The sequence below is a fragment of the Deltaproteobacteria bacterium CG11_big_fil_rev_8_21_14_0_20_42_23 genome, assembly GCA_002796345.1.
In the GTDB taxonomy this organism is placed as follows: Bacteria; UBA10199; UBA10199; order 2-02-FULL-44-16; family 2-02-FULL-44-16; genus 1-14-0-20-42-23.
Window position 1 is genome coordinate 1 of record PCXC01000036.1, and the last position, 9,936, is coordinate 9,936.

Annotated in this window: 11 protein-coding genes; 2 read left to right on the forward strand and 9 right to left on the reverse strand. The window is 42.4% G+C overall.

What is annotated here, in order from left to right:
• Nucleotides 1-100: 100 nt before the first annotated feature.
• The 4 genes from COV43_04215 to COV43_04230 all read right to left on the reverse strand — a co-directional run bounded on the left by COV43_04215 (nucleotide 101) and on the right by COV43_04230 (nucleotide 3,614).
• The gene (locus tag COV43_04215) at nucleotides 101-757 is read right to left on the reverse strand and encodes a hypothetical protein (GenBank protein PIR25710.1); all 657 of its coding nucleotides are present in this window, start codon (nucleotides 755-757) and stop codon (nucleotides 101-103) included.
• Between the two features lie 23 nt (nucleotides 758-780).
• Nucleotides 781-1,923, reverse strand: a complete 1,143-nt coding sequence (locus tag COV43_04220) for a hypothetical protein (protein PIR25711.1) — start codon at nucleotides 1,921-1,923, stop codon at nucleotides 781-783.
• A gap of 13 nt (nucleotides 1,924-1,936) precedes the next feature.
• Nucleotides 1,937-3,085 (reverse strand): deoxyguanosinetriphosphate triphosphohydrolase, encoded by a 1,149-nt coding sequence (locus COV43_04225; protein ID PIR25712.1) that lies wholly within the window; start codon nucleotides 3,083-3,085, stop codon nucleotides 1,937-1,939.
• A gap of 106 nt (nucleotides 3,086-3,191) precedes the next feature.
• Nucleotides 3,192-3,614: a hypothetical protein gene (locus COV43_04230; protein ID PIR25713.1), complete on the reverse strand. Its 423-nt coding sequence runs from the start codon at nucleotides 3,612-3,614 to the stop codon at nucleotides 3,192-3,194.
• A gap of 170 nt (nucleotides 3,615-3,784) precedes the next feature.
• Between COV43_04230 and COV43_04235 the strand changes: the two genes are divergently transcribed.
• Both COV43_04235 and COV43_04240 read left to right on the forward strand, forming a co-directional pair.
• On the forward strand, nucleotides 3,785-4,492 hold the full coding sequence (locus COV43_04235) for a Crp/Fnr family transcriptional regulator (GenBank protein ID PIR25714.1): 708 nt from the start codon (nucleotides 3,785-3,787) through the stop codon (nucleotides 4,490-4,492).
• A gap of 160 nt (nucleotides 4,493-4,652) precedes the next feature.
• The gene (locus tag COV43_04240) at nucleotides 4,653-5,507 is read left to right on the forward strand and encodes a hypothetical protein (GenBank protein PIR25715.1); all 855 of its coding nucleotides are present in this window, start codon (nucleotides 4,653-4,655) and stop codon (nucleotides 5,505-5,507) included.
• A 6-nt stretch (nucleotides 5,508-5,513) separates the two neighbouring features.
• Here COV43_04240 and COV43_04245 read toward each other — a convergent pair whose 3' ends face one another.
• The 5 genes from COV43_04245 to recJ form a co-directional block, all read right to left on the reverse strand.
• A complete protein-coding gene (locus COV43_04245; GenBank protein ID PIR25716.1) occupies nucleotides 5,514-6,269 on the reverse strand; it encodes a hypothetical protein in 756 nt (251 codons plus the stop codon).
• Between the two features lie 81 nt (nucleotides 6,270-6,350).
• Nucleotides 6,351-6,902: a hypothetical protein gene (locus tag COV43_04250; protein ID PIR25717.1), complete on the reverse strand. Its 552-nt coding sequence runs from the start codon at nucleotides 6,900-6,902 to the stop codon at nucleotides 6,351-6,353.
• Nucleotides 6,903-7,003: 101 nt separating this feature from the next.
• Nucleotides 7,004-7,681, reverse strand: a complete 678-nt coding sequence (queC, locus tag COV43_04255) for a 7-cyano-7-deazaguanine synthase QueC (protein ID PIR25718.1) — start codon at nucleotides 7,679-7,681, stop codon at nucleotides 7,004-7,006.
• Entirely contained in the window at nucleotides 7,678-8,055 is a 378-nt protein-coding gene (locus COV43_04260; protein ID PIR25719.1) for a 6-carboxytetrahydropterin synthase QueD, read from the reverse strand. The genes queC and COV43_04260 overlap by 4 nt, the downstream gene beginning before the upstream one ends.
• Before the next feature lie 38 nt (nucleotides 8,056-8,093).
• Nucleotides 8,094-9,821 (reverse strand): single-stranded-DNA-specific exonuclease RecJ, encoded by a 1,728-nt coding sequence (gene recJ, locus COV43_04265; protein ID PIR25720.1) that lies wholly within the window; start codon nucleotides 9,819-9,821, stop codon nucleotides 8,094-8,096.
• Nucleotides 9,822-9,936 lie beyond the last annotated feature (115 nt).

Genomic DNA, 9,936 nt, shown 5'->3' on the forward strand with positions numbered 1-9,936 from the left:
AACGATAGTTGTTTGTAGTAGGTTCCCATGGCAACACCTTATCCATAAAGTGTTGCACTTCGTTTGTGAATTTAGGGGATCCACAATTCTCATTCAACTTTTAATCGTGATAATCCACTTTATCAAATGGCATAATAACGCTTGAACAAATATTACCTAAGTGAGCCGTGACGCGCTTTAGAAATCTAAACTCTAAAGCGATTGCAACAGCTTGGCCACCTTGGTTTCCACTTGCAAGATCCCAAACAATACGATCGCATTCTTTTTCTTGCGTGTAGATTTCTTGGCGTACTTTTTTAGCCAGTGCTTTGTCACTGTTGTCAAAAGTTTGTTGTGTTTCATCAAACCATCTCATTAAATTTTCCTGCATCGTTTTAAGAGAACTTTTCAGTGGGTCATCACTTAAATGAGGGTAGCGTTGCCATACCTCGAAAATATTTTTGCCATAATCACCAATGCGCTCTGCGTCTTTAATAAGACTTATCAGCAGTAAGCAGGGAAGAATGTCTTCATCACCATGAAGCGAAATATGAGTGATAATATCGCGACGTATTTCTTGGTGAAGTTTGTTAATTTTTGCATCTTCGGTTTTAAGTTGTTTTCCAAGTTCTTCTGCATTGCTTGGAGATTCGAAGATAGCTTGGGTTGAGCTATAGATAATGCCCTTTCCGATTTTCAACATTTCATCGAAACGCTTAAAAATATGATTTACATTTGAGTCTTCTTGCCAAAATTGAATAAGTTCGTTGAGTACCATATGCTTTCCTTTCCAACAGAGAATTATAATTGTTCAAATAACCACATTCCAAGAAATGGGATGATAAAAAATACAGTAGCAATATAAATCAGCGCAAGTTTTTTGTTTTTAACTGTTATGCGTGCGAGCCATTTTGCGCAAGCAATGGGAATGTTTCGCATTTTTTCAATCGGATAGAAAAGAGCAAAGCCTGAGAGATTGAAGAGTAAGTGTACAAGCGCAATGGTAAGTCCAGCTTGGTTCCCAGCCATGGAAGCCAAGAGCGCTGTGACGGTTGTGCCAATGTTCGCTCCAACAGTGAGGGGAAAGGCTTGTTCAAGTGTCATAATATTTGCGCCAAGCAAAGGTACAAGCAGCGAAGTGGTGATTGAACTTGATTGTACTAAAACGGTGATGAGGATTCCGATGGCGATGATCACATAAGCATTTGCCGAGAATACTTTTCTAATATTTTCTTCAATGTTTGAAGCTGTTACGCGTCGCATGAATTTTACAATATACGTAAGGGCAAAGAAAATAAGGGCAAAGCCTAAAATAATTCCCAAAATACCAGCGCCTTCTTTTGACATTCCCCAGTGGTGTTCGAAAAAATTGATGATTATTTTTTCAACTGGCTTGATGAAAACTTTGACAGGACTTGTAAACGTTGAAGATTCCGCGCCATAAAAAATATTGGAAAGAAAGTTCGCAGTTTTTTCCAAAGAGCCTGTCATCAACTCGAAGGGAAGCAGAATGCAAACAGTTAAAATATTGAAGCAGTCATGTACAACAGAACCAGCGTAAGCTCGCTCAAACTCATCGTTTCGTGTGATATGGCCGATGGAAACGATGGTGTTGGTAATAGTGGTTCCAATGTTGGCTCCCATCACCATGGGGATCGCAGCCGTTATTTCCAAACCACCAGCTGACACAAGCGCAACGATCATGGAAGTGGTTGCTGACGAACTTTGAATGAGAGAGGTAACCAACAAACCAATCATCAAGCCTGAAAAAGGATTTGCAGTTGCCTTAAAGAGAGATTCTGCAACCCCTTTTCCGAGCAGCTTAAAAGAATCGCCTAACAACGAAATGGCGAGTAAAAAGAGGTACATGAGGAAAAGAAAAATAAGCACGTTGATGCTGATGCCAAGCACTTTCCCCAGCAGGTTAGAATTTTCTTTGGACATATGTTCTCCTTCGCTAAAGGGTTACTCCGATAAGTTCTTTGTATTGCAAAAGGGCATAACGATCTGTCATGCCTGCAATGTAGTCGCAAACGGAACGTTCTCGTTTTCCTTCTGCTTTAATTTTTTCGCATAAACTTTTTGGCAAAAGTTCAATGTTATTGAGATATACTTCGTAAAGACCTGATATAACTGCATCAGAGCGCTTTGCCATTTTCTCAATGTCTGGGTGACGGTAAAAATGTGCATACAAAAATTGAAGCAGTTCAGTATTTCTTTTTTCTTGCTTTGGACTAAAGCGAATACAATTTTTTCCTCGTTCACGAACGTCATTTACAGTTTTAATTTTATATTCATGTATTCTGCGAAGAGCTTCTTCTTGAAGATCCAAAATAAGAAGCGTGATAAGGCGTCGAATGGTTTGGTATTTGAGCAGTTTTGGTTTTGCGTTCGGATATTTTTCTTTTACGGCGTTGAAATTGTCTTTCCACAAACTGACTTCTTCCAATTGATCGAAGCTTATTTTTTGCGATTGTAATCCATCGTCAAGATCGTGGTTCATGTAGGCAATTTGATCTGCACAGTCTACTACTTGCGCTTCTAAATTTGGATAGCCATCGTCGGAAAAATCTGAAAGGTTTGGCTTGTTGTATTCGCCACTGTGTTTTGCAACACCTTCGCGTACTTCGTAACAAAGATTGAGCCCATCAAATTCTGGATAGCGACGTTCTAGTTTGGTGATGATGCGATAACTTTGATGGTTGTGTTCGTAGCCACCGTGCGATTTCATAAGCGCATCAAGGGTTTCCTCGCCGCGGTGGCCAAATGGGGTGTGGCCAAGATCGTGCGCCAAGGCTATGGCTTCGGCCAAATCTTCGTTAAGGCCAAGCGTTCTGGCAATGGTTCTTGAAATCTGCGCTACTTCAAGCGTGTGGGTGAGGCGAGTTCGGTAGTGATCACCTTCATCGTTGGCAAAAACTTGGGTTTTGTACTCAAGCCTTCTGAAGGCTTCGCAGTGAATAATGCGATCTCGGTCGCGCTGAAAATGGCTGCGAAAACTTGGGGGCTCTTCTTCAAAAATTCTTCCCTTGGTCTCGGATGCCTTTACGGCATAGCTCTGCAGGAATTTTTTTTCGCGGGCTTCGTATTCTGATGCTGATAACATGCAGCGCAGATACTCCACTTAACTGTGCTTGACAAGGTGGAAGTCAGCTCGAAAGGCAATTGTCACAGAAATGTAACAATGGAAATGAGAGAGCAAAAACTCCTCGTTAACGATGTTCTGGAGTAAAAGTTTGAGAGATGGGGAGAAGTGAATCTACCAATGAAATGATTAAAGTCTTCGGAATAAAAATGGCCTTTACTTTTGTTTGCGCGATGCAGCTTGAGCAGAGCGGCGTATCTGAGAGCAGGTGCCAGAGGCCAATAAGGTGCTTTTGCGGGATGAGAAGTTTTTTTGCAGGCATGAGCTCGCCCTGTGTTTTTTCAATTTTCAGCGTTCCTTCCTCCAAGATAAAGCAGCCTGATGCAAAGTGACCCTCATAAAAAAGCACGTGTTTTGGCCGAAATAAAATCGTCTCTCCCTTTTCTTTAAGCTCTGAAATTCGCTCTGTAAGGGCTTTAGCGGGAGAGTCTTGTCTATTTTGCTGCTTGCAGCAGAGCAGCTCACATTTGTTTTTGGCATGGAATCTCATTGTCCTCCAATTAAATTCTGGCGTCGTGTAAGAAAATGAGCCAGAACAGATGAAAAAATGATCTGAATCATGTTTTGTGATGAGCTTGACAGCACAAGCAAAATTTGGTGTAGGGCAGGAGCTTTTCCGTTTAGGAGCTATTGCTCAGAAGGTAAAAGAACTTGAGGAAGATGAAGAAAATTTTTCCAAAATGTGAAAACTGTGAAACTCGTGAAAAAAGTGTGTTTTGTAGTTTGGAGAAAAAGCACTTAGAACAATTTGATGATGCAAAAACATCAAACACCTATAAGGCGCATCAAACAATTTTTTACGAGGGCAACAATGCATTCGGTTTGTATTGCATCAATGAAGGAAAGGTAAAGCTCTTCAAAAGTGATGCAAGCGGACATCAAAAAATTGTTCGCCTCTTAGGCCCAGGTGATATGTTGGGTTACCGCTGCCTCTTGACTGATGCGGTTTATACGGCAACTGCTGAAGCTATTACTGATTGTAAAATTTGCTTCATCGATAAAAAAACTTTTTTGCAAATCCTTGATGAAGATCCAAAAACCATGCGCAACGTCATGAGTGCACTTGCCGATGATTTGCGACGGGCTGAAAATCAAACCTTAAATTTGGTGCATAAAAATGTAAGAGAACGTCTTGCTGAATTGCTTCTTTTTTTAAAAATGAAGTATGGGAAAAAAACAGAGCAAGGATATTACCTCGATATTTTACTTACCCGAGAAGAGCTTGCCGAGATGATTGGCACAACGCAAGAATCGGCAATTCGTCTCATCAGTGAATTTAAGCAAGATAAGTATATTTTGGTTGAGGGAAGAAAAATAACCTTAATCAACATAGATGCTCTCCTCCAAACAGCTGCCATTTTTGACTAACTTTCTCTTGTTTCAGGCATTTTTCTGAGTCAAGAAAAGGCTTGAGCTTTTTTCCAATTCGTGGCTTTTTCGCGCCAGTTCACTCTTTCCGGGAAGTGCTATGCAAGGTGTTTTGCCCATTACTCCAAGAGCTCCTTCATTATCGGCTTCAGCATTGGGCATGTTTTCGCTGGGGGTGAACAGCCCTTTGCTTGTTCCAGTGAGATTTTCAAGAGTTGTTCTTCAGCAAGAGTTAGACCCTCCCCATTTTAATGCTGCTGCAAGATATTGCGATGAGCTTATTGCCGAAACGATGCAAAGTGGATCGTTGCATCCTCGTTTTCTTTTTGGTGCGCATGGTGAAGACAGAAATTGGCAACTTCGTTTTGTGAATACTGATGCTTATCGTGGTAGTCGTTTGTTGTTTGCGCAAGTGCATCATGAAGATTCTGTTGATGGAAAATTTGTAGAAATTAGGCAGAACAGCTTTGTGACCAGAATTCGTATTGAAGAACGTGCCTATGGAAATGCTGTTTCACTCAATCACAGCATATGTTTCCCGAGAGGGGAAGGTTCTCGTTTTCAGCCATATCATCTTGTTCAGCTTGGAGTTAACCTGACTTTTTTCCCGGAGCTTCTTGATCTTCCTGCTTTTTCGGGTGCGCGATTTTCTCCAGAAAGAGATGCTGCGAATCTTTATGCAGAATTTGCAAAGCAAGAAAGAAACGGAGTTCCAAGTTTTCTTTTCGATCCTCTTGCTGCAGCAAGTCGATTTGGAAGAAGAGGTGGACGTGTGGGATATTCCATTTGTAGTCCTGTGAATTTTAGTGACCCTTTCCGAAGCCATGGTCACCAAACACCTGTCTTTGGGGTTGATTATGCGCACTCTATGCTGCGCGTCTGGCAACAGGTTTCACTGGATGGAGAGAGTAAATTTTTACGCTATCTAGTGGAGATGTGGTGGGATGTTCGTGCTTATCTTTCTGATTATCTCTCAACAAATACTGGCGAATTTGCTGACAAAAGCCTTGTCTAATTTTTCCTACAAGACTCCCCACACTTTATGCATCTGCGGAATGGTGTGCACGTTTGGCAAGTAGGCCTTGCAAATGCGCTCGATGGAATTGAGGCGTTCTGGTGTAATGGAAATGTTCAGCGTGTCAGTAGCTGAAACGGGCTGGACAATAAAGGGAATGCGCTTGTTGATATCCGTCACAATGTGAATGGCGTCGGCAATGTCACGGTCGCTGGTGTTTTCGGTGACCACTAATTTTACATACACTTCTTTTTGTTTTTCGTGGGCCAGTTGGAGAAAACTTTTGTGCTCGGCCCAGTAAGCTTTCATGCCGGTGGAAGAAGGAAGCTTGAAGTCCATGCTGACAATGTGAACATGATCAAGCACTTGAGCTAACTTTTTGGTAAGCACTCCACTGGTTTCAAGAAGAATGGTTTTCTCTTTCACTGTCGGAAGCCATGAAGACAGGAAACTAGCTTGTTCTAAGGGTTCCCCGCCAGTGACCGAAATAAATTCATCGTCAAAATTTTGCAGCATTTCATTGAGTGCAGATGAAGAAATGGGGTTTGGATATTCTTTGAAGCTTTCTGAGCCAGGAAAGGTTTCAAGGCGAAAAAATGGAACGTGCTCCAAGCTTTTGGGGCTATCACACCATTGACAGCGAAGGGCGCAATGACCAAAGCGAACAAAGGTCATGCGCTTGCCAATGTGTGGGCCTTCCCCTTGACGAGAGCTGAAAATCTCGGAGAGGGAAGCTGTATTTTGTGTGCTGTTTTGCGTCATAAGAGGCGCACCATATCCCTGTCAGTTTTGATTGAAAAGGGAAAAAGAGAGCGAAAAAACGTTCAAAATCAAATGCTTGTCTTATTGTAAGCGTTTCACTTTTTGCGTGGAGTGTTTCATTTCTGCAATTTCTCGCACATAGGCTGTCATGAGTTCTTCTGCAAAGCTACTTGCCTCAACGGACAAATCTCTTAAGCCAGAGGTGGGGACGGGAGTTCCTTCTGTATCAATGTTCAGCGCGAAGTGAATGCATGTGGATTCTGGTGCAGGAGCTGCAATAGAAACGGAAAGCTTTTTGCCCTTCACGAAAATATCGTCCCCTTTTCTTAAAGGGTGGATTCCTTTTTGGCCCAATGCTTCGCAGGCAAGCAAGACCAAAAGTCTTTGTCGTGCTGCTGCCAGATTCATGTTGAGGTCGAAATGTTCAACCAGAAAGTGCAGCATCAGTGGACTATAGATGGGAGCATTTGCGGCAACGTCTTCGAGGTCCACCATGTGTTCGATGGGAACATTAGCTGGGCCAATAAAAGCAGCGATGGCATCGCCTTCAAGCTTGGCATGTTCTGCAATCCAGCCCGATCGAAGTTCTAAGCCGGTGTAAGTGATCTTTTGTGTGAGGAAAGCGTGTTTCATGTTAAGTTCCTTTTGTTTGTTATCTGCTCAAACAAGCCGCTGTCATCCTGAGTGAAACGAAGGATCTCCTCTGACAATTGACCGAGGAGATCACCACGTCGCTATGCTCCTCGTGATGACAAGCAAATTGCCAGTGCTCTTTCATTTCTTACACATGATTCACATTTTCCACATGGGTTTTCTGCTCCGTGATAGCACCACCATAGCTTGGAAATGTTGATCTTGTGTGACTTTGCTGCCTGTGCCACTTCTGCTTTTTTCATGTGAAGTGTGGGTGAAATTATTTTTACTTTATTAAGAGTGGAATACGAAAGAGAGTCGGTGAAGCTGTTTAAGTATTTTTCCGAATTATCGGGAAAAGTAACGGCTTCTTCAGCGTTGAAGCCAACGATAAGTGCATCAGCCAAAAGGCTTTCGGCAAAACAAGCCGCAATGGAGAGAAAAAGTCCATTTCTATTTGGAACCCATACCTTGCAAGCCCGCTCTTGATCAGCTTTTAACGACAGGTCAATTTCTGAAGAGCTTGTCTCAGGAATGTGCTGTGTTTTATCTACAAGTGACGTGTGAATAATGTCTTGAAACCACGGAAGAGAAATAACTTGATGTGGAAGATTTTCTGTTTCGCAAAAAAAACGCGCTGCTTCAATTTCTTTTTTTGCCGCGCGTTGTCCGTAATCGAAGGTGATAGCTTTTATGCATTCGTAGTCATCAAGCGCTAACTTCGTTGCAGTGCAGCTATCCAAGCCGCCCGATAAAATGGAGATGGCTTTTTTCTTCATGTTTTTTCCCAATAACTGGCCGCGTGATATTCATCTTCGTACGCTGTAACCTTGTACACGTGAAGTCGATTGCTGTTGTAAATTTTGCTGAGTTCGGTGTGAAAATAGTAAGCAATATTTTCAGCTGATGGACTGAGTGTTTTAAAAAACAAAAGTTCATTAAAACTTTTTCCGATGATAGGCGAAAGCAGCTCATCGAGTGTTTTTTCAAGTGCATGGAAATCAACGCAGCAACCGGCTTCGTCAAGCTCATCAGACCTTACTTCCACTTTCAAGCACCACTGCTCTGCATGCAGGTCTTCATCTTTGCCAAGGTAGTTGTAGAGACCGTGGCTTGCTGTAAAGTGTTTTGTTACCTCAACGCTAAAAGGCATTTTTCTTCTCCGCCTGCAAATGTAGATTTTACCAGCTTTTACTCCAGATTTTCTGCTGGAATGTCAAGGGCTATGAGTTCCTTGATTTTAAGTTGAATGGTAGATTTTCCACGAAAGTGATTTATTTCGGGACGATAAGTAATGTGGTGGGGAAGGTGTATGTTTTCTTCGTGATCCGCCTTGCCAAAGGCAATGGCATCAGTAACGGTGTGTTCGTCTTTCACTTGGAACTTGAGGTGATGTTTTCCCACAATGCTTTGTCTTAGCAATTTTATATTTTCTACCGCAAAACAAGGCTCTGGGTTTCCCAATCCGAAGGGAGCCAGCAGTTCTAATTCTTGAATAATATTTTCGGTTAAAATTCCCGGTGAAACTAAGGCATCTACATTTCGTTTTGGAAGAGATGTATTCTTAGTTTTTTGAGCACACACTTCTTCGAAAAGTTTTTTAAATGCTGGAATGTTTTCTTCTTTTATGACGACACCCGCAGCCTGCGCATGTCCGCCATACTGCACCAGTAGGTGTTCGCACGCTTGCAAACATTCTAAAACATTTGTTCCTTGAGGTGAACGAACTGAACCTCTGATGGTTTCTTTTTCTTGAGCAAGCACAACACTTGGAACCTGAAAACGATCTACAAGTCGTGAAGCAACAATGCCAGCAATGCCAATATGCCAACTTGCATCGAATACGGTGATGCCCGCAAGTTCTTCTGCAGAGCCATCTTCCAGTTGATGAAGTGCTCCGCGTAAAATTTTCTCTTCTGTTTTTTGTCGCAAGCTATTGAGGCGTTCGAGTTCACCAGAAAGATAATAGGCATTCTCTTTTTGCGAGCTTAAGAAAAGTTCCAAAGCAGTTTGTGCACTTTCCATTCTGCCTGCAGCATTGATGCGCGGACCAAGACGAAAGCCAACATGGGTTGGCGTGATCTTCCCTTTGCAGTCGGAGGTTGAAATGAGAGCTCGAAGTCCAAGGTGAGAACTTTGGTTCAACTGCTTCAATCCAAAGTGTACAAAAATTCTGTTTGCGCCGGTGAGTGGCATGACATCTGCGACGGTTCCTAGTGCAACAAAATCTAAATATTGTGCAAGGTGAGGTTCGTTATGATCGGTGAAAAAATTTTCTTCCCGTAAACGCTTTCGAAGAGCCATGGCAAAAAAGAAAGCGACTCCACAACCACAAATATTTTTTTCTGGAAAAGGGCATGCAGCTTGTTTTGGATTCACAATGGCATCTGCAGCAGGAAGTTCATCGCCAGGTTCGTGATGATCGGTAACAATAACAGAAAGACCGCACGATTTTGCGTAAGCAATTTCTTCAAGTGAACGAATGCCATTGTCAACGGTGATAATCAGATCGGTGCCTTTGGCTTTGAGGGTGTCGATGCCTTGTTTGCTCATGCCATAACCATCGATGAGACGATGAGGAATGAAACTGATAGGTTTTGCGCCAAGTGTTCGAAAAAAATGAGTAAGAAGTGCTGTGGAACTCACTCCATCCACATCGTAATCTCCAAAGATGGCAATTTGCTTTCCGTCGGCAAGTGCAGCTGTGGTAAGGTCTACAGCTTTTTGCATGTTTAAGAGTAAAAAGGGATCGGGTAATTCACTCAGTTGTGGATGAAGAAAACGCTTTGCAGCATCAACATTTGTGATGCCACGATTGATGAGCACCTGTGCTGTAAGAGCTGAAATCTCGAGCTCACGTGTAAGCAATTCTTGCAGTGGCTTTTGTTCGGGTGCGAGATTCCAATGAGGCAGCGTCATGGTGTTCCTTTGTTTATTCCTTTGTCATCCTGGGCATAATGGCAAAAAATGTGTGCTCGAGTTACCACTATCCTAAATAAATTCAAATAGTTGTTGATACTAAATTCAAACTGGT